This is a genomic window from Streptomyces sp. NPDC097640, from assembly GCF_040302705.1.
Taxonomy (GTDB): Bacteria; Actinomycetota; Actinomycetes; order Streptomycetales; family Streptomycetaceae; genus Streptomyces.
Genome location: NZ_JBEOSB010000014.1, coordinates 198,081 through 216,576, shown reverse-complemented (window position 1 = coordinate 216,576; position 18,496 = coordinate 198,081). Strand labels below are relative to the sequence as shown.

Sequence of the window (18,496 nt, the reverse complement as noted above, 5' to 3'; positions counted from 1 at the left end):
CGGTGACCATCATGATCGATCGCCCGACGGAGACGATAAAGGCATCGAGTGGGGGAGAGGCGTCGAAGGCGGGGTCCTTCGAGGATCTCTGCAGGCTGCTGCCCGAGTTGCACGTGCCCGATGGCTACCGGGCGGAAATCATCAGGGGGAGCATCGTCGTGTCGCCGTGGTCTCAGGGGTACTACGCGCCGATCATCTGGACGATCTGTGAGCACCTGCAGCCCTTCGCGCCGGAGGGGCACAAGGCCGCGAGCACTCCGTACCTCTTCACGTTCCCCGCGTCGGAGCGTGGCTATGGGCCGGACATTTACGTAGCCGACGTGGCGGCCTTCCGGACCACGTCGCGCTATATCCCCGGTGACGCCCTCTCTCTCGTCGCCGAACTCACCTCGATCGCGACCCGCGCCAACGACCTGAGTGACAAGGCAGAGGTCTACGGCAAGAGTGGTGTTCCCGTATACCTCCTGCTCGACATGCAGAACGAGACGACGACCGTCTTCTGGACGCCGTCCCCAAGGGGCTATGTCTCGCACCTCACCGTGCCGTTCGGTGAGAAGGTACACATCCCCGCTCCGTTCGACTGCGAGCTCGACACCGCGGCTTTCGTGGCCTCCGAAGACGAAGACGAAGACGGATCGTAAGACGTGTGTGCCTGACCCCGTCGAGGCCAGGCACACACGTCCGTCTTGTCGCGGTACCCGCTAAACGACCAGCCAGAGCAGGCTCGTCAGCAGGAAGCCCGCCACGCCCATCGCCGTCGTCAGGACGGTCCAGGTGCGCAGGCCGTCGCCGACATCCAGGCCGACCAGGCGGGTGAACATCCAGTAGCCCGCGTCGTTGATGTGCGAGACCGACAGGCCGCCCGCGCCCATCGCCAGGCAGACCAGGGCCAGCTGCTGCGGGGACAGGTCGGTGCGCTGGAGCAGCGGGGTGATCAGGCCGGCCGTGGTGACCAGGGCCACCGTGGTGGAGCCCTGCACCGCGCGCAGCAGCATCGTCATCGCGAAGGCCAGGGCCAGCAGCGGCAGGCCCGTACGGTCCAGGACGTCGGCCACGGCGTCGCCGATGCCGGTCTTCACCAGCACCTTGCCGAACACACCGCCCGCGCCCGCCACCAGGATCACCATGGCCACGCCCGGCAGCGCCGAGCCCATGACCTCGGAGATACGGGCGCTCGACCAGCCGCGCCGGGCGCCCAGGAAGTACGCGGCGAGCGCCGCCGCGACGAGCAGCGCGACCATCGGGGCGCCCAGGACGGTGAGGACGGCGCGGAGGGTGGAGCCCTCGGCGAGGAAGTTGGTGCCGATGGTGCCGAGCAGGATCAGGACGATCGGGGTGACGATGAGGCTCACCACCATGCCGAAGGACGGCGGGTTCTCCGCGCCCTCGACCACGGCCTTGGGCGCGGGCCCGGCCTGGGGCCCGGACTCGGACCCGGACTCGGGCCCGGCCTCGGATCCGGCCTCGTTCTCGGCCCCGTCCCCGGCGCCGAACACCTTCGCGTACACATCGGCCGTCATCGGGTACTCGCGGCGTGTCATCCGCTTGGCGAGCAGATAGCCCAGCAGGATCACGACCGCCGTCACCGGGATGCCGAACAGCAGCACCCAGCCCTGGTCGGCGCCGATCGTCGTGGCCGCCGCCACCGCGCCGGGGTGCGGCGGCAGGAAGGCGTGCACGGTGAGCATCGCCGCGCCCATCGGCAGGGCGTACACCAGCAGCGGCTTGCGCGACGCGCGGGCCACGCCGTACGCGATCGGCATCAGGATGATCAGGCCGACCTCGAAGAACACCGGGATGCCGAGCAGAAATCCGGCCGCGGTGAGGGCGAGCGGGGTGCGCCGCTCGCCGAAGCGGTCCATGAGCGAGTGCGCCAAGGACGCGGCGCCGCCGGACAGTTCGATGATGCGGCCGATCATCGCGCCGAGGGCGATGATCGTGGCTATGTGGCCGAGCGTCGAGCCCATGCCCTCTTCGATGGTGGCCACCAGCTCCGCGGCCGGGACACCCGCCGTGAGCGCCACCCCGATGGACACCACGACCAGGGCGACGAAGGGCTGGATCTTCGCCTTGATGATCATCAGCAGCAGGAGGGCCACGCCCCCCGCCGCCACCGCCAGAAGCGCGCCGTGGCTCATCGGTCTTCTCCTCTCGGGGACAGGACGGTCACGATGGAGGAGTCGTCGCGGGCCGCGAGCCCTGCCCGCTCGCCCAGCAGATACAGCTGCTCGGCCGCCGAGGCCAGCGGCACCGGCACATGCGCGTGCTTCGCGATGCCGGTCACGATGCCCATGTCCTTGACGAAGATGTCGAGGCGGGAGCGGACCTCGACGGAGTCCGCGTCGTCCCCGTACACCTGCGCCATGCGCGGACCGCGGTCGGCGAACATGAACGAGCCCGCCGCGCCCTGGCTCAGGCTGTCGATGACCGTCTGCGGGTCGAGGCCGAGGCCGCGCGCCAGGGCCACCGCCTCGGCCGCGGCGGCGATGTGCACGCCCGCCAGCAGCTGGTTGATGGCCTTCAGGGCCTGGCCGTCGCCGGGCTTGTCGCCGATGACCGTCAGGGTGGAGGCGAGCCGGTCGAGCACCGGGCGGGCCGCCTCCAGGGCGGCAGGCTCCGCGCCGACCACGATCAGCAGATCGCCGTTACCGGCGCGGGTCGGGCCGCCGCTGACCGGGGCGTCCACGAGCCGTACGTCCGCGCCGCGCTCGGCGAGGGCGGCGGCGGTCGCGCGGGCCGCCTCCGGGCCGACGGTGCTGGTCAGGACCACCACGGCCCCGGCCTTCAGCGTCGCGGCGGCGCCCGAGTCGCCGAACAGCGCGCCGTCGACCTGGGCCTGGTCGCGTACGGCCAGCACGACGACATCGGCGTCGCGGGCCGCCTCGGCCGGGGTGGCGGCCTCGGTGGCCCCGTGCTCGACGGCGAGCGCGCGGCGCTCGGCCGCGATGTCGAACACGGCCACCGGGAACGCCCCGGCCAGCCGCTGGGCCATGGGCAGCCCCATGGCGCCCAGGCCGATGACCGCGGTCCGGGGTGTGGATGTTGCTGGGGAAGCGGATGTGGACATGCGGGTTCCTTGGGAGGGAGGGGGAGGGGACGAGAAAAGGCATGAGAGGGCACAGCGGGGCTGTCGCCGCTGGAGGACGCCCGCGCTCAGCGTCTGTGAGGGGTTGGCCCGGGCCGGTGCGGGTCGCGCCCGGCCCGAGCTACGTTGCAGAAGTTGCAGAAGGGGAGCGGGCCTACGCCGCCGAAGTGGCCGGCGACAGCTTCCGCGTGATCCGGAGCGCGGTGGCGGCGACCGCCTCCCGCCCCGCGGCCCATGTCGACACGACATCCGAGCCGGGCAGCGCGCCGGGCAGGGCCGCGGCCACCGCGTCCAAGTACGCCCGCCGCAGCTCCGCGTTGACGTTCACCTTGGCCACGCCGCGCCGCACCGCCCCGAGCAGCTGCTCCTCGGGCAGCCCGCTCGCGCCGTGCAGCACCAGGGGCACCGGGACGACGTTACGGATGCGCTCCAGGCGGTCCAGGTCCAGCCGTACCGGCTCGGCCGTGAAGCCGTGGACGTTTCCGACCGCGACCGCCAGCGCGTCCACACCCGTCGCGGCCACGAACTCCGCGGCCTGCTCCGGGTCGGTCATGGAGCCGCCGGCAGCCCGCGCGTCGGTCGAGACGTCCTCGTCGCCCGCCAGCGCGCCGAGTTCGGCCTCGACCCAGACGCCCGCGGCGTGCGCGCGCTCGACGGCCTTGCGGGTGAGCGCCACGTTCTCCGCGAAGGGGAGGTGCGAGCCGTCGACCATGACCGAGGTGTAGCCCGCCTCGACGCAGGCGGTGATCTCCTCCAGGTCCCGGCTGTGGTCCAGATGCACACCGAGTTCGGCGTCCGAGCGCCGGGCGGCGTCGAGGGCGAGGGCCATCAGGGCCTCGCGGCCCGCGTGCTTGAAGGCGCTCGACCCGGCCTGGAGCAGCACCGGCCGGCCGGCGGCCTCGGCCGCCGCGACGATGCCCTGCACGGTCTCGAGGTTGTAGGCGACGAAGCCCGGTATCGCCCGGCCATCGCGGGCGGCGGCGGTCAGGGCGTCGGTTCCATGCAGCAGCATCATCGGCTCCGGAGCAGGTCGATGGCGTCGGCGAGGGCGTTGTCGTCACCGACGTTGCCGGCGAAGACGATGTACGGGATGCCCACGCTGGGGCCGGACTCGGGCTCCCAGAGCGAGACGATGCCGGGGAGCAGGGTGCCGCGGGCCCAGGCCCGGCGGATCTCCAGGCCCTCGGTCGCGATGTCGCTGGAGGTGATGCCGCCCTTGGCGACGACGAACGCGGGCCGCCGCTCGGCGGTGACCGCCCGTACGGTCTCGACCAGCGCGGCGGACACGCTCCGGGCGATGGCGAGCGAGTCGTCCGCGTCGGCGCCGGTGACGACCGAGCGGGTGGTGCGCACCACGACCTCGCCGCCCTCCAGCGCCCGGGCGCAGGCCTTCGCCACCTCGGCGATGTGCGTGGCGCGGCGCCCCTCGTCGAGCAGGGCGGGCACGTCGAGCTCGAACTCGGCGATGCCGCCGCGCTCGCGCAGCCGGTCCAACTGGCGGGTGGTCAGCCCCACATGCGAGCCGACGGCGATCAGGCCGTGGCCCGCCGGGGCGGCTGCGTCCCGTCCCGCCCGGAGCTCGGCCGCCGTCAGCGGGGCGCGGGCGGCCTGGCCCGCGCGGGCCCGTACGAAGGAGGGGCCGCAGCGGTACAGCAGCCGGGCGCCGCCGGCCTCCGCCCTGGCCGAGGCGAGGGCGAGGACGCGCAGGTCGTCGTCGGTCAGGGCGTCGGCGACGGCCGTCCGGCCCTCGCGCAGCGAGCCCAGCAGCCCGGCCACGTGCTCGGGGCCGCGCACCCGCAGGTCCTCCAGCGTGATGCGCAGCACGTCGGCCGCGGCCACCCGGCCGCCGGTCTTCTCCTCGATCCACTCCGGGAGCCGGGAGTTGGCGTAGCCGAACGTGGCGTCGCGCGCGAACTCGCTCCGCCCGACCGGCAGCATCCCCTCCGCCGTACGCATCCAGTGCACCGAGTCGGCCGTGAGCCGGCCGGCCTCGATGTACGCGGGGACGAGCACGACGCCGTCCACGGGCACCTCGTCGGCCAGGACGTCCGTCTCCAGCGGGAAGTGTCCGCGCAGCGTGGAGTCGCCGCGGCTGGCCAGTACGTAGCCGATGCCCTCGGCGGCCGACGCCTGGGCCAGGGCGCGGACGACCTCACGGTTGCGGGCGGCGGCCGCGTCCGGGTCGAGGCTGCGGGTGTTGGTGAGCACGAAGAAGGCCGTGCTGTCCTGGCGCAGCGCCCACCGCAGGTCCTCGACCGTCCAGGTGGTGAGGACGGGCACATCGGCGACGGTCTGGGTGCCGGTCGGGTCGTCGTCGAGCACGACCAGGCGGCGGTCCGCGGCGAGGGCGGCGGCCACCTCGGCGGGGGTCACCTCGCAGGGCGGGGGCAGCTCGTGCGCCTCGGGGAAGTGGAGGGTCTGGGACATCGGTGGATCTTCTTTCGTGCGGTGTCCGGGCAGGCCGGGGCCGTGGCCCGGCCCCCTCGGGTGTGCTGGGGGCGGGCCCGGGAAGTGGTGCCCGGGCAGTGGTGCGTCCGGCGAGGCGGGGTGAGGCGGGGTGAAGCAGTCGGCTCAGGCGTCCTGCTGCTGGTCGACCCGCATGACGTGGGTACGCAGATCGTCCGTCGTCTGCGCCATGTGGTCGTCCATCGCGCGCCGGGCCCGCTCCGGATCCGCCGCGCGCAGCGCGTCCAGGACGGCCTCGTGGTGCTGGATGGCGTTCGTACGGATCTGGGGCACGGCCGAGGTCTGCCGGCGGCCCTCGACGAGCAGCCTGCCGAAGGGCTCGAAGAGGAGGGGGACGAAGGCGTTGCCCGAGGCCCGCATCACCACGTCGTGGAAGGCGATGTCCGCCTCGACGAACTGCTCGGTGTCCCCGGCCCGCGCGGCGGCCCGCATCTCCTCCAGCAACTCGTCGAGCTGCGCCAGGTCGTCCGCCGAGCGCCGGGCGGCGGCCAGCTGGGCGGCCCCGACCTCGATCATCCGCCGGGCCTCGATCAGCTTCTCGGAGACCGCGCCGCCCGTCCGGGGCCCGGCGGCAGCGGCGCGGATCATCGGCTCCAGCGCGGTCCACTGGTCGGGCGTGTTGACGTAGGTGCCCCGGCCGCGGTGGATGCGGACGATGTTCTGCGACCGCAGAACCTTGATCGCCTCGCGGAGCGTGAGCCTGCTGGCCTCGTGCTGCTCGGCCAGCACGGCCTCCGGGGGGAGCGCGGTGCCGGGCGGGTAGTGGCCGTCGATGATCGCGGACAGCAGTCGCTCGGCGATGTCGTCGGACAGCGGCATTGCTGTCGACCTCCTTGCCGTGTGCATCAGACATCAGACATCTGATGTCTCAGCGAAGGTAGGCAGGGTTTCAGTGCTCGTCAACCCCCCGAGGCAAAAAACGGCCCCCGCCGGGCCGTGGGCGGCGCGCCGGGCGGGGGCCGGAAGGGGTGAGGGGGCGGGCCGCTCAGGCGTCCGGGTCCACGCCGACCGTGAGCGTGCCCTGGTAACCCGCCGAGGGCGACGAGCCGAGCGCCGTCAGGGTCAGCAGGCCGGAGGAGGCCCCGCCGCCGTCGTAGATCCCGTCGGCGTCGAGGGTGGTGCGGGGGACGGTGTTGGTGGAGTACGGGGAGAGCTTCGCGACGGCCTGGGTGACGGTCTCGGAGAAGAAGAGCTGGCCGGTGTGGAGCTCGTTGCCGCCGGTGAACGAGCCGTCGGAGGTGAGCGTGACGTCGGTGTGCACCTTGAGGTGGATGTGGATGCAGCGGCCCCGGTACCAGCCGGGGTAGATGCCGGTGAGCTTGGCGACCCCGTCGGCGCCGGTGAGCACACCGCCGCGGAGGAACTTGCCGTTGTCCGGCTCCTGGTGGCCGTTGTTGCCGACGAAGCCGGAGTACTCGCCGAGCGCGTCGCAGTACCAGATCTCCACGAGCGCCTTGTTGAGGGGCGCGCAGGAGGCGTTGTCGACGACGGTGAGGGTGAGCTGGAGCGGGATCCCGGGCTTGCCCTCCGAGACGTCGGAGCGGACGAGCGCGTGCTGGAGGTAGTAGGGGCCTTCGGTGAGCTCCTTGGTGAGGGTGCAGACGGCGGCCGCCGCGGGGGCGACCCGGGGGTTTCCGGCTTCGGCGCGGCCGGTGGCGGTGGCGGCGGCCGTGCCCAGGCCGACGGCCGCGGCGGCGGCGCTGCCGGCGATCAGTACTCTGCGGCGCCCGATGGGGGCGTGAGATGAGTCTGTCATGAGCACGCAAATTAGGAGGGATGTCTGTGTGCGTGCTGTGGGTTCGGCAAAGTCTCGGCGCGTCAACGTCCCTTTAAGGCCATCTCCTTGTGACGCGAGTGAACCGATTGCCCTTCTGTGAAAGGTTGGCTGACGGCTGCGCAAGGGCGTTGACATCACTACAAGCGCTTACTAGCTTCGTCCGTGGTAGCTGCCCTCTGCTGGCGCGGACTGACCACCCGCTTGGCAGCAGAGTCGAAACACGTCAGAGCCGCACCTTTGGCGATCTCCACCGGCCCTAGCGACCAGCGTGCTTGCCGCCAATCAGCAAGCGCTTGCCTCCCCTCCCGTGTGGAGATCTTCTCGAAACGAGAGGACTCCCCCCATGACAGACCAGCGCACCATCCTCCGTCGGCGCAACCTGACCGCTGTCGCCGCGGGCGCCGTGGCCGCGCTCGCCCTCGGCGCCATCTCGGCCGTCTCCGCTCAGGGCGCGCCCACCGACGCCGCCACCGACACCCCCGCCTCGGCCGCCACGGCCGCCATCGCGGCCGAGAACTCGCCGATCGGCTTCGGCGCGGGCACCACGGGCGGCGGAAACGCCTCCGCCACCACCGTCTCCACCCTGGACGCCTTCAAGAGCGCCGTCGCGAGCGACAGCGCGAAGGTCGTCAAGGTGTCCGGCCTCATCTCGCTGACCGGCCAGGTGGACGTCGGCTCCAACACCACCGTGCTGGGCGTGGGTTCGTCGTCCGGCTTCACCGGCGGCGGGCTGCGGCTGAAGGAGTCGACCAATGTCATCATCCGCAACCTGAACATCAGCAAGCCGCGGAAGCCCTCCGACGCGATCACGATCCAGGAGTCCACGAGGGTGTGGGTCGACCACAACACCCTCTCGGCCGACCGGGACCACGACAAGGACTACTACGACGGCCTGTTGGACATCAACCACGGGTCCGACAACATCACCGTGTCCTGGAACAAGTTCGCCGAGCACTTCAAGGGCAGCCTGGTCGGGCACAGCGACAACAACGCCGGCGAGGACACCGGCCACCTGAAGGTGACGTACCACCACAACTGGTTCAGCAACGTGTACTCGCGCATTCCGAGCCTGCGGTTCGGAACCGGACACTTCTACGACAACTATGTGCAGGGCGCGGAGACGGCCGTGCACCCCAGGATGGGCGCGCAGATGCTCGTCGAGAACAACGTGTTCCGTGACACCCAGGTGGCGGTGACCACCAACCGCGACAGCGACGTGGACGGATACGCGGTGCTGCGCGGCAACGACCTGGGCGGCGCTGCCACCGAGATCTCCCAGGTCGGCAGCTTCACCAACCCGCCGTACTCGTACACCGCCGAGCCCGCGTCGTCGGTCGTCTCGACGGTGACCGGGCAGGCCGGGGCCGGCAAGCTCTGAGCACCACCCCCACACCCGTACCGCCCCGCCGGAGCCGACTCCGGCGGGGCGGTACTCCCCGTGAACTCCGGAAGAGGACCCCACATGAGACGTGCCGGACGGCTGGGAATCGTACTGGCGGCGGCGCTCGCCGCGACCACGGCAGCGCTGGGCGGCGGCACACAGGCCGCGGCGGTGGACACCCCCACCGCCGCCCCCGACAGCGGCTCGTTCAACGTGCTCACCTACAACGTGGCCGGGCTGCCCGAGGGGCTTTCCTCCGGCCACCCCGAGAAGAACACCCCGCTCATCTCCCCGCGCCTGGGCGCGTACGACCTGGTCAACGTCCAGGAGGACTTCAACTACCACGCTGCGCTGTACGCCGGCGACGACCACCCGTACCGCACCCCGACCAGCGGCGGAGTGCCCTTCGGCGACGGCCTCAACACCCTCTCCGACCTGCCGTACGACGACTTCGAGCGGGTGAAGTGGGCCACGTGCAACGGCACCGACTGCCTCACCCCCAAGGGCTTCTCCCTCGCGCGGCTGCGCGTGGCCGAGGGCGTCCACGTCGACGTCTACAACGTGCACACCAACGCGGGCACGACGGCCGCCGACCTCGCCGCCCGCCGCGCCAACATCACCCAGCTCTCCGACTTCATCGCCGCCAACTCCGCCGGCAACGCGGTCATCGTCATGGGCGACACCAACACCCGCTACACCCGCGCCGAGGACAACATCCGCGACCTGACCGGCCGCAACGGCCTCACCGATGCCTGGGTCCAGCTCGTCCGCGGCGGCTCCGCCCCGCCCGCCGGATCCGACGCCCTGGTGTGCGACCCGGACCACGTCACCAACGACTGCGAGGTCGTCGACAAGGTCCTCTACCGCTCCGGCCCGCTGGTCGCCCTCACCGCCACCCGCTACAACAACGACCACCCCGGCTTCCTCGACGCCGCCGGAGAGCCGCTGTCCGACCACTACCCGCACACCGTCGACTTCTCCTGGAAGCTCCCGCAGGGCCTGCGCGCCAGCGACCAGTTCGGCGGCCCCCACGGCACGGCCTTCAACGACGCCGACGACCTGCCCGCCACCCCCGCTCCGCCCCGCACCCTCACCCTGCGCGGCGCCTCCCGCCTCGACGCGGTCTCCCTGACCCTGGATGGCGGAACGGCCCTCGCCCACGGCGGCCCCGGCGGCACCGCCACCTCCCTCACTCTCGCCCCCGGCGAACACCTCACCTCCGCCACCCTCACCCGGGGCACCAAGGACAGCCGCACCCGTGTCTTCTCCGCCGCCTTCACGACAGACACGGGGCGCCGCATCGCCGCCGGGACACCGACCTCCGACGCCGTGACCTACACCGCCCCCGCCGGCTGGCAGATCACCGGCTTCACGGGGCGTGCGGGCGACGAGATCGACAAGCTGGGAGTCGTGTACACGCCCAATTGACGTGCTCCCTGGCCTCTAAGGTCCAGGGATTCCGGTCTGGGTCGTCTGACCCTTCCGGGGGCTTCCTGCTTCACCGCGCTGTGCCGGGACTTTCGCCCTGGGCTTACCGGCGCTCCACGAGGCGTTTAGTGTCTCCGCCCGTCCGGCGGCGACGATACGGCGTCCTTCGAAGAGGACGTTGCGGGCCGCGTTGTGGTCGCGGTCGTGCACGGTGCCGCATGCGCCGCACGTCCACGTGCGGATGTGCAGGGGCTTGGGGCCGTCCCGGAATCCGCAGGCCGAGCAGACCTGGGAGGACGGGAAGGCCCGGTCCACCTTGGCGAACGTGCGGCCGTGCAGAGCCGCCTTGTATTCCAGCATGCCGACGAACGCGGACCATCCCGCGTCGTGCACGGACTTGGCGAGCCGGGTGCGCCCGAGGCCGGACACCGCGAGGTCTTCCACGTACACCGCTTGGTTGTCGCGAATGATCTGCGTGGATACCTTGTGGTGCCAGTCCCGGCGCCGGTCCGCCACCCTGGCATGCTGGCGTGCGACCTTGATACGGGCCTTGGCCCGGTTCTTCGACCCCTTGACCTTGCGGGACAACTCCCGCTGGAGCCGCTTGAGCTTCTTCTCGGCCCGGCGCAGGAAGCGGGGGCTGTCGATCTTGCTGCCGTCGGACAGGACGGCGAAGGCCGACAGGCCGAGGTCGAGACCGGCGTCGGTCTCCAGGCATGGGAGGATGTCCGGCTCGGTGTCCACGACGAAGCTGAGGAAGTACCGGCCGGAGCTGTCCTTGGTGACGGTCAGGGACGTGGGTGCGGCCGGAAGTCGCCGGGACCACTTGACCTTGAGGTTGCCGACCTTGGCCACGTACACCGTGCCGTCTTCCTGGAGAGAGAAGGCGTTGGCATTGAGGCGGATCGACTGCCGGGTGTCTTTCTTCGATTTGTAGCGGGGAGGGCCCACCTTACGTCCCCGCCGCTTGCCCTTGACCGAGTCGAAGAAGTTCTTGTAGGCGGTGTCCAGGTCCCGCAGAGACTGTTGCAGAACGACCGCCGACACATCGGCGAGCCAGGCGCGTTCCTCGGTGCGCTTTGCTTGGGTGATGCGAAGCCGGGACAGCTCGGCCGACTTCACGTACGGCAGTCCTGCCGCGTGCGCTTCCTTGCGATCGCGCAGGCAGTCGTTCCACACCACGCGGGCGCACCCGAACGCATTCGCCAGCGCACAGCGCTGGGAGGCGTCCGGGTAGGCCCGGTAGTTGTAGCGGAGCTGCACACCCAAGACCCTAACGACGATTGGTTTCATGGATGGGCAGAACGACTACAGGCGGTGGCAGGCACGTCGTTTCGGCGATGCATGTGCACGTGGTCATCGTGACGAAGTATGGGCGCGGGGTGGTCAACGACGAGATGCTGACGCGCTGCGAAGAGATCATGCGCAAGGTCTGCGAGGACTTCAAGGCGGAGCTGAAGGAGTTCAACGGCGAACGCGATCACGTCCACCTCCTGGTTAACTACCCGCCCAAGGTCGCCGTCTCAAAGCTGGTCAACAGCCTCAAGGGCGTCTCCGCCCGCCGGATCCGCCAGGAGTTCACCGGCCACATCAACCGCGCCATCATGCACGGGCACCTGTGGTCACCTTCGTACTTCTCGGCATCCTGCGGCGGAGCACCCCTGGCGATCGTCCGCCAGTACATCGAACAACAACAACGCCCGCTCTAGAGCGCAGGTCAGAGCAGCCCCGAGACGCATTCAACCCCGGCGTGAACGCTGGGGCCTTCTGCAAGAGTCCCGGTAAGCTACGGCCCCATGCGTGATCTTGCGGCCGGGTTCGGCTACATGGTGAAGGGGCAGCGCTGGGTCGCCCGGCACGGACGGTGGTGGGGGTTCGGGATGATTCCCGCCCTCATCACCCTCGTCGGGTACGCGGCGGCGCTTGTCGCCCTGTTCTTCTGGACCGACGACATCATCGACTGGGCCACCCCCTTCGCCGACGGCTGGCCCTCGCCGTGGCTCGACGTCTTCCGGGGCGCGCTGGCCGTCCTCTTCGTCGGCATATGCCTCTTCCTCGCCATCCTCACCTTCACCGCGGTCACGCTGCTGGTCGGCCAGCCCTTTTACGAGTCCCTCTCCGAGCAGGTCGACATCTCCGAGGGCGGCACCGCGCCCGAGTCCGGTCTGCCGCTGTGGCGCGAGCTGTGGATAGGCCTGCGCGAGGCCATCGGCCTGCTGCTGCGCGCCGCGATCTGGGGCGCGCTGTTCTTCGCGCTCGGCTTCGTACCGGTGATCGGCCAGACCGTGATCCCGGTGCTCGCCTTCTGCGTCACGGGCTTCTTCCTCACCGAGGAGCTCACGTCGATCGCGCTGCTGCGGCGCGGCGTGCTCCTCAAGGAGCGGCGTCGGCTGCTGAAGGGCCGCCGCATGTTCACCCTCGGCTTCGGCGTCCCGCTGGCGCTGGCCTTCCTGCTGCCGCTGGTGGCGGTGTTCCTGATGCCCGGGGCGGTGGCGGGGGCCACGCTGTTCACGCGCGACCTGATGGGGGAGGAAGCGCGGGCGGATGACGATGAGGACGGGGACGACGACCGTATGGCGCACTACCCCTCGTCCTCGCCCTCAGCGGGCTGATCGAGGCGCGCTGGGTCAGCTGGCGAGCCCCGCGCGCTTTGCCATGACCAGGAGGTCCGGACGGCTGCGCTGGTGCATGGTCCAGAGCACGCGCAGGACCTCCCTGGCCATGGGATGGATCTCCGCCATCTGCGGAGCAACGCGGAAGGCGTGCTTCAGCGCGTCCTCCGCGCCCACCAGATCCTTCGTGGCGAGACGAGCGCGAGCGGCGTCGATGGCCAACCGGCCGACACGGGACGGCTTGAGACCCGCGGGAGGCTGCTTCAGTAAGGGGCCGACTACCTCAGCCGCCTTGTCCGGTGCGTCCAGCTCCACATGTGCAGCCAGTTCGTACAGGGCTGTGTTGCCGGGGCCGAAGGTCAGATTGTGCTGGAGAACATCGGTGGGGATCTGCGCAGCCAGTGCCGTCGCCCGGCGTACGTGGTCCGCAGTGGCGTTCTTGTCTTTGTGCCGGGAGGCCAGGACGACGCCGCGCAGGTGGAGGGAGCCGAGGTGGACGGCGTGCTCCAGGCCATTGCCTGGAGCCGACTCGTAGCGCACGATGGCCCGTTCCACGATGGCCAGGCCGTCGGCGTACTCACCAGCTGACTGGTACGTCCCTGCCTCATTCCACGCGGCAGCCGCTTCCGCGCTGGGATTCCACGTCTGCTGTGCTGCCCATGTCTGCCGGGCAACGATCATGTCGGCCAGGTCCGGCTGTCGAAACCTGTGCGCCACGGCGTACGCGCAGCTGTACACGTCGGCAACGTGGCCCCACGCCACGGCGTCGCCCCCGGAGGCCATGGCGGTCGCGGTCGCCTGGCCGAGCAACCTGGGGAGGAGTTGGAGCAGCGACAGGTAGTCAGTGTCCGCCCGCAGCTGTGCGGCCTTCTTGAGAGAGGTGCTTAGTTCCGCAGGGGGCGGAACATCTTCTCTGGGCAACGTGTGCCGACGGATGACAGCGCGCAGATCGTTCATGAGCTCGTGCTGCTTCGACGGATCGGCGAACGGATCGCCGTAGATCCTCGCCGTCGTCACACGCAGGGCGGTAGCTGCCGCAGCCACGAGCGGCGGAGTGGCCGGACGAAGGCCGGTCTCGATCTTGCTCAGGTATGAGAGCGAGATACCCATGAGACGGGCGAGTTTCGTCTGGCTGATCCCGCGAACCTTCCGCAGAACCGCGATGTTCTCGCCCGCTGACGGTGCGCTGTCCATGATCCCACCATCCCACGCGCAAGTGCGTTCGTCCCTGTCTCTAAGGACATCTGACGCCCGTTGTGCAAGTTCCGTGCTAACTGATCACGGCCCGCCCGTAGTTGCCTAGGTACAGACGGTGATAGCTACTGATCAGGGGAGCGTCTTTATGTCGGATGATGAGATTACGGAGCGGCCTGAGGTTGGGCAGCTCCGGATGGACACCGCCACTAACGAGGTGGGTATCGTGGTTGCCGTCAGGGACACCGACGTCAGCATGAAACCTCCCATGAAGGGCGCACGCGAGTGGGTTGCGGCGTTTGGCAACTTGCGCGTCGCCACCCGGGAAGAGATCGCACGCGCGTATGTCACCGACGTCAGTGGCCAGTCCGATACGGATGGTCTCAGCGCTCGTGACGAAGCGATGGACCGACTGCGGAAGACTGGCCGAACTCTCGCGCCTGGTGTGACCCTGGTCCCTCACAGGCACTTGCCGTGACCGAAGACCTGACGTGCACCGTCATCGACCGTACGTCGGCCTACCCTTCGTCCTCTCCTTCGGTGAGCTGATCGAGCAGGGCGGCCAGCCACTCGGCGTCTTGGCGATTGGAGAAGTTGTCGGGCGGCGCGAGTGAGGCGTACACGGTCCGTAGCGCGGAGATGTCTTCCGGGGTGAGGGGAGCGCCGAGAGAGCGCAGCCCGTCCACGGCCTCCCTGACCCCGTACAGACTGCGGAGCTCGGTGTCGCCCGCACGCACCGCGAGCGCCTTCCGGTACGCGGCGGCCGCCTCGCCCTTCTTGCCGCAGCGTGCCAGGAAGCCGCCGAGCTGTGTGAGTTCGTAGTCGTGCGTGGCCACAGCGGACCACCGCCGGAGCAGATCCTCCAGAGCCCCCCGCTCGCCGTACCGCTCCAGCATCCGGGCAAGATGCGCCAAGTCCCGCGTGGGCAGGTGGGGGGAGGCGGCCGCTTCGAGCAGCAGGGCCCGTCCCTCCTCGGGGCGGAGTGCGGACAGCAGCCGAAGGGGCTCGGTGAGAGCCGCCCTCTCCCAGGTGTCGGGATCGCCCATGCACGCGCGCACCAGGGTCAGTGCGAGGCGGCCGGCCTCGTCTTCCACCCCCGCACCGGCGAGGAGCCGGGCGATGTCCAGTACCGCACCCCCCGATACTGGCCGCCGAGACAGTGCGATGAGCGTGTCGACCGCCACCGCGTGGAACTCGCCGCCGAGCAGGTCCTGGACCGCGCGCAGAGCAATTGAGACCTTGGTGTCGGGGTGGTTGGCGATGGTCAGCAGCGCCTCCAGACCCCGCGGGTCTCCAGCCCATATGAGGTACTTGGCGATCTCCACCGCCTCGGCCAATGGGATGGGATGGGCGAGGCGCGCCTCCGTGGCGTTCCGTACCTCGTCGACATAACCCTCGCCATACAGCGTGCGGGCGACTTCGGCCCAGTAGGGCCCGTACAGCGGGGGTGAGGTGCCGTCCTTTCCGGGAGCAAGTGCGGCGAGGGCCGGCTCCGGTACGCCCGTTCGCACCAGCACGGTGTACGGGGTGGCGTTCATCTCGTCGGACGGGAGAGGGGCGCCGAGGATCCGCCGTGCGACAGCCGCGGCCGCCTCATCCCGTCCGGCGAACAAGCACGCTTCGGCAGTGGCACACAGAGCCTGGACGATATCCCCGAGCCAGTACTCCCGCTCGCCCTTGCGCAAGCGGCTGATATTGGGCGGCCAATCCTCGACCATGGTGAAGAGCGCGTCGGTCATGGAGTCCGCTGTGTCATACGCACCCGCCTGGATCAGTAGCCGCATGTCGTCCTTGTCGGGCAGCCGGTCACCGTCGGGGGACAGGTCCAGCAGGCGCAGCAGCGATACCGTGTCGCCGAGCGTGACAGCGCAGTTGCCAAGGAGGAAACGCCCCAGGTCATCGTCGGCCCGCAGTGACACATCGGTGAGGACACGTCGCACGGGGCCGTGGATCCGGCTGCCCAGGGCCAGCAGGTGGTGCGCTGCGGCGATCCGTCCTTCACTGTCCGGACCGCTCCAGACTCTCCCGGAGTTCGGCAACGTATAAGTCATGTGCTCAATCTGCCGCGACGCCAGAAGACGCTCGGCCTTGGCCAGCGCGGCCTCGAAACCGAAGATGCGCCCGAGCGCAACGACGGCACCTGAGCGCGCGGTGATGCTGAGCCGATCGTTGTCGGCCATGGCCACCAGGGCCTGGTGTGCCGCGTCGCGCATGGGCTGGGCGGCGATCAGAGCGCAGAACTCCTGTGCGTGCCAGGAAGAACCGGCCCTCTCGAGCAGCCGGTTCAGCACCGAGGTGGTGAGGGCATCGGGCACCTGCGCCCCCTCCGCCAGCAGCCGCCCGGCCAGCGCTGCGTGGTCGTCCGGAACACTGCTGTCCCCGCCTACAACGGCGAAGCTGGCCCCCTGGTGTATGCCAAAGAGGTCGTAGTCGTCACTGCTCCGCAGCAGCCACCCCACCAACCCCTCCGCATCGGCCCCTGCCCGCCTCGCCCAACACGCGATGGCCAGCACCCCGAAGTCCCGCCGCTCTCCCCGCAACGCGTCCCGGACCAGCTCATCCCGCAGCGGCTCCGCCCCCGGCCAGTCGGCGGGCAGCCGACTCGCCGTGTCATGGGCGGCCAGGTACTCCGCGAAGCTGCGGTGAGCCCAGTGCAGCTCGCCCGAGCCCCGTTCGTACAACAACAGCCCGGCGCCGCTCAGCAGGCCAGTGACCACCTCGCGCCAGCCGTGCAGGAAGTCCGTGGGCTCGTCGGCCTGCTCCGCGATCCACCGCAGCGCCTCCTCCAGCAGCGGCGCGTCAGCCGTCAGTGTGTGGTGGGCGAGCGCGGTGAGGAGCGGGACACGCGCGCCGTACAGCCACTCCGCGAGCCGCCGTGAGCCACCTGTCTGCGCCACTGCCCGGAGGAGGCGGGTCCGCCGTTCTTCCTCCCCCGGACGGCCGCTGAGCAGATAGCGGACGCACTCCTGGTACAGGCCGGGGCGACCGGTCGGGAGCCCGGCTTCCGGGGCGCGGCGGAAGACGGACAGGGTGATCGCCGCGACCAGGGGCGTACGGACCAGCTGCCGTAGCCCGCTGCGCTCGACCTCCCGTAGGAAATCCTCGGCCCGCTCAGAGTCCCCGTCCAGCCAGCGGCGAGCCAGCTCACGGAGCTGGGACTCGTCGAAGGGGGCGAGGGCGTACGAGGCGAGGCCCGCGTCGCGCAAGGGGGACAGCTCGTGCGCGGGCAGGAAGCGGGTGGTGACCACCCAGCGGTACGGCCCTGACGCGTTGGCCGCCACGATGGAGATCACCCGGCGACGCGCCGCCGTGTCCACGATCTCGTCCAGGCCGTCGACCAGAAGCAGCCAGGACGCGACGCTCGACTCGAAGAGGTCGCGGGGGAGTTCGGTCCCCAAGTGGCCTCCGAGCCGCCGCTGCACCGAGTCACGAAGCAGGGCGGGCAGCGGGGCGCCGTGGGTCAGGTCGACGGCGGGGATGCGTACGGCGTGTTCTCGCGTCCCGGGCGGCTCCGCACCCTGCCGCGCCACCCGTTGCGTGAACGTTGACTTGCCCGCTCCCGCCTCGCCCTCGATCAGCACATGCCGGTGCCGGTCCAGGATCTCCTCGGCGGGGATGGGCTCGGGGGCAGCCGCTTCGGTGTGTTCCACCACCCGCTGGTGGACGTAGACCCGTTCCAGAGCAGGAGCGTCGGCGTCCAGGAAGCGGTACGGCTGGACGTCGGAGTCCGTGCGTTCGGCGCTCAGCAGGGCCCGTATGGCCTCCTCCCGCTGCCCCGCGCGCCCGGTGGGTACGCGGACCTCCCGCAGCCCCTCCCGCCGGGCGGGAAAGTCGGTGAACAGGGAGAGTTGGGCCGACTCCGCCTCGCTCAGCGCCTCGTGCCAGCGGTCCACGCGTGAGGCGGTGAGCCGCCCCAGGCCCTCCGAAGCGTGGTGTTCGATGACGACGCCGATGAGATGGCCCTCGCTCCACACCGCCGCGCCCGACATCGCCTGCCAGGGGGACACCTCGGGGTCGGGGTCCGGGGCGGGGGCGTCGACCCGGATGGAGAGGGTCTTCTGGCGGGTGTTGGACCAGGGGGAGATGGTGCCCTGCTGGTGGTGGGCGTCTCGGAAACGCGAGCCCGATCCGGGTGCGTCCTCGCGGAGCTTGAAGCGTGGGAAACCCATCATCGAGCAGGGGAGTTCGCCGTCGGCGGCCATGATCCGGCCGAAGGCGGCCGTTGGGACGGGAGGCAGGTCCGGGGTGTCCACGAGGGACACCACCGCGATATCGATGTGCGGGGCTGTGAATACGACGACCCCGTCCGCGCTCCACGCCCCGGGCTGGTCGGCTCGGAAGCGGAGGTGGATGGTGGCGGCATCTGCCACCACATGCGCGGCAGTGAGCACCGTACGGTCGGTGACCAGGTACCCCGATCCGCGTTTGCCCTTGCGTCCGTGATCGCCCGCGACGATGACCTCCGCGACCCGGCCAGGGTCCAGACCCGGCATGCGAACTCCCTCCCGCCCCGCACTCTAGGGCCATCGCGCGGGGTGGGAGGGAGCGAAAGA

Annotated in this window: 14 protein-coding genes and 1 pseudogene; 6 read left to right on the top strand and 9 right to left on the bottom strand. The window is 70.4% G+C overall.

Annotated elements, in window-relative coordinates:
* Nucleotides 1-11: 11 nt before the first annotated feature.
* The gene (locus ABTY62_RS23470) at nucleotides 12-641 is read left to right on the top strand and encodes a Uma2 family endonuclease (protein WP_352131427.1); all 630 of its coding nucleotides are present in this window, start codon (nucleotides 12-14) and stop codon (nucleotides 639-641) included.
* 60 nt (nucleotides 642-701) lie between these two features.
* On the opposite strand, the gene ABTY62_RS23465 is transcribed toward ABTY62_RS23470, so the two are convergent.
* From ABTY62_RS23465 to ABTY62_RS23440, 6 genes are all read right to left on the bottom strand, one after another.
* On the bottom strand, nucleotides 702-2,138 hold the full coding sequence (locus ABTY62_RS23465) for a GntP family transporter (RefSeq protein ID WP_352131374.1): 1,437 nt from the start codon (nucleotides 2,136-2,138) through the stop codon (nucleotides 702-704).
* The gene (locus ABTY62_RS23460) at nucleotides 2,135-3,067 is read right to left on the bottom strand and encodes an NAD(P)-dependent oxidoreductase (protein WP_352131373.1); all 933 of its coding nucleotides are present in this window, start codon (nucleotides 3,065-3,067) and stop codon (nucleotides 2,135-2,137) included. The genes ABTY62_RS23465 and ABTY62_RS23460 overlap by 4 nt, the downstream gene beginning before the upstream one ends.
* Nucleotides 3,068-3,239: 172 nt before the next feature.
* Entirely contained in the window at nucleotides 3,240-4,097 is an 858-nt protein-coding gene (locus ABTY62_RS23455; RefSeq protein ID WP_352131372.1) for a class II fructose-bisphosphate aldolase, read from the bottom strand.
* Nucleotides 4,097-5,512 (bottom strand): four-carbon acid sugar kinase family protein, encoded by a 1,416-nt coding sequence (locus ABTY62_RS23450; RefSeq protein ID WP_352131371.1) that lies wholly within the window; start codon nucleotides 5,510-5,512, stop codon nucleotides 4,097-4,099. The genes ABTY62_RS23455 and ABTY62_RS23450 overlap by 1 nt, the downstream gene beginning before the upstream one ends.
* A gap of 144 nt (nucleotides 5,513-5,656) precedes the next feature.
* Nucleotides 5,657-6,370 (bottom strand): FadR/GntR family transcriptional regulator, encoded by a 714-nt coding sequence (locus ABTY62_RS23445; protein ID WP_352131370.1) that lies wholly within the window; start codon nucleotides 6,368-6,370, stop codon nucleotides 5,657-5,659.
* Nucleotides 6,371-6,536: 166 nt separating this feature from the next.
* Nucleotides 6,537-7,307: an intradiol ring-cleavage dioxygenase gene (locus ABTY62_RS23440; RefSeq protein WP_352131369.1), complete on the bottom strand. Its 771-nt coding sequence runs from the start codon at nucleotides 7,305-7,307 to the stop codon at nucleotides 6,537-6,539.
* Between the two features lie 364 nt (nucleotides 7,308-7,671).
* Between ABTY62_RS23440 and ABTY62_RS23435 the strand changes: the two genes are divergently transcribed.
* Together ABTY62_RS23435 and ABTY62_RS23430 are read left to right on the top strand one after the other, a co-directional pair.
* Nucleotides 7,672-8,706, top strand: a complete 1,035-nt coding sequence (locus ABTY62_RS23435; RefSeq protein ID WP_352131368.1) for a pectate lyase family protein — start codon at nucleotides 7,672-7,674, stop codon at nucleotides 8,704-8,706.
* Nucleotides 8,707-8,790: 84 nt separating this feature from the next.
* Nucleotides 8,791-10,137, top strand: coding sequence for a jacalin-like lectin (locus ABTY62_RS23430; RefSeq protein ID WP_352131367.1), 1,347 nt, complete (start codon nucleotides 8,791-8,793; stop codon nucleotides 10,135-10,137).
* Between the two features lie 15 nt (nucleotides 10,138-10,152).
* Here the strand turns inward: ABTY62_RS23430 and ABTY62_RS23425 are convergent, their stop codons facing one another.
* Complete coding sequence (locus ABTY62_RS23425) at nucleotides 10,153-11,400, bottom strand: RNA-guided endonuclease InsQ/TnpB family protein (protein ID WP_352131366.1); 1,248 nt, start codon at nucleotides 11,398-11,400, stop codon at nucleotides 10,153-10,155.
* Between the two features lie 28 nt (nucleotides 11,401-11,428).
* Between ABTY62_RS23425 and tnpA the strand changes: the two are divergent.
* Nucleotides 11,429-11,846: pseudogene (tnpA, locus tag ABTY62_RS23420) on the top strand (IS200/IS605 family transposase).
* A gap of 87 nt (nucleotides 11,847-11,933) precedes the next feature.
* Nucleotides 11,934-12,749, top strand: coding sequence for an EI24 domain-containing protein (locus ABTY62_RS23415; RefSeq protein ID WP_352131365.1), 816 nt, complete (start codon nucleotides 11,934-11,936; stop codon nucleotides 12,747-12,749).
* A 15-nt stretch (nucleotides 12,750-12,764) separates the two neighbouring features.
* Here the strand turns inward: ABTY62_RS23415 and ABTY62_RS23410 are convergent, their stop codons facing one another.
* On the bottom strand, nucleotides 12,765-13,943 hold the full coding sequence (locus ABTY62_RS23410; RefSeq protein ID WP_352131364.1) for a helix-turn-helix domain-containing protein: 1,179 nt from the start codon (nucleotides 13,941-13,943) through the stop codon (nucleotides 12,765-12,767).
* 148 nt (nucleotides 13,944-14,091) lie between these two features.
* Between ABTY62_RS23410 and ABTY62_RS23405 the strand changes: the two genes are divergently transcribed.
* Nucleotides 14,092-14,421, top strand: coding sequence for a hypothetical protein (locus ABTY62_RS23405; RefSeq protein WP_352131363.1), 330 nt, complete (start codon nucleotides 14,092-14,094; stop codon nucleotides 14,419-14,421).
* Between the two features lie 40 nt (nucleotides 14,422-14,461).
* Here the strand turns inward: ABTY62_RS23405 and ABTY62_RS23400 are convergent, their stop codons facing one another.
* A complete protein-coding gene (locus ABTY62_RS23400; protein ID WP_352131362.1) occupies nucleotides 14,462-18,436 on the bottom strand; it encodes a trypsin-like peptidase domain-containing protein in 3,975 nt (1,324 codons plus the stop codon).
* Between the last annotated feature and the right edge of the window lie 60 nt (nucleotides 18,437-18,496).

What these genes read in the sequence shown, in the direction of transcription:
- ABTY62_RS23405 (WP_352131363.1), top strand. Translation starts at nt 14,092, where the DNA reads ATGTCGGATGATGAGATTACGGAGCGGCCTGAGGTTGGGCAGCTCCGG.
- ABTY62_RS23455 (WP_352131372.1), bottom strand. Translation starts at nt 4,097, where the DNA reads ATGCTGCTGCATGGAACCGACGCCCTGACCGCCGCCGCCCGCGATGGC.
- ABTY62_RS23435 (WP_352131368.1), top strand. Translation starts at nt 7,672, where the DNA reads ATGACAGACCAGCGCACCATCCTCCGTCGGCGCAACCTGACCGCTGTC.
- ABTY62_RS23470 (WP_352131427.1), top strand. Translation starts at nt 12, where the DNA reads ATGATCGATCGCCCGACGGAGACGATAAAGGCATCGAGTGGGGGAGAG.
- ABTY62_RS23445 (WP_352131370.1), bottom strand. Translation starts at nt 6,370, where the DNA reads ATGCCGCTGTCCGACGACATCGCCGAGCGACTGCTGTCCGCGATCATC.
- ABTY62_RS23460 (WP_352131373.1), bottom strand. Translation starts at nt 3,067, where the DNA reads ATGTCCACATCCGCTTCCCCAGCAACATCCACACCCCGGACCGCGGTC.
- ABTY62_RS23415 (WP_352131365.1), top strand. Translation starts at nt 11,934, where the DNA reads ATGCGTGATCTTGCGGCCGGGTTCGGCTACATGGTGAAGGGGCAGCGC.
- ABTY62_RS23465 (WP_352131374.1), bottom strand. Translation starts at nt 2,138, where the DNA reads ATGAGCCACGGCGCGCTTCTGGCGGTGGCGGCGGGGGGCGTGGCCCTC.
- ABTY62_RS23430 (WP_352131367.1), top strand. Translation starts at nt 8,791, where the DNA reads ATGAGACGTGCCGGACGGCTGGGAATCGTACTGGCGGCGGCGCTCGCC.
- ABTY62_RS23440 (WP_352131369.1), bottom strand. Translation starts at nt 7,307, where the DNA reads ATGACAGACTCATCTCACGCCCCCATCGGGCGCCGCAGAGTACTGATC.
- ABTY62_RS23400 (WP_352131362.1), bottom strand. Translation starts at nt 18,436, where the DNA reads ATGCCGGGTCTGGACCCTGGCCGGGTCGCGGAGGTCATCGTCGCGGGC.
- ABTY62_RS23410 (WP_352131364.1), bottom strand. Translation starts at nt 13,943, where the DNA reads ATGGACAGCGCACCGTCAGCGGGCGAGAACATCGCGGTTCTGCGGAAG.
- ABTY62_RS23450 (WP_352131371.1), bottom strand. Translation starts at nt 5,512, where the DNA reads ATGTCCCAGACCCTCCACTTCCCCGAGGCGCACGAGCTGCCCCCGCCC.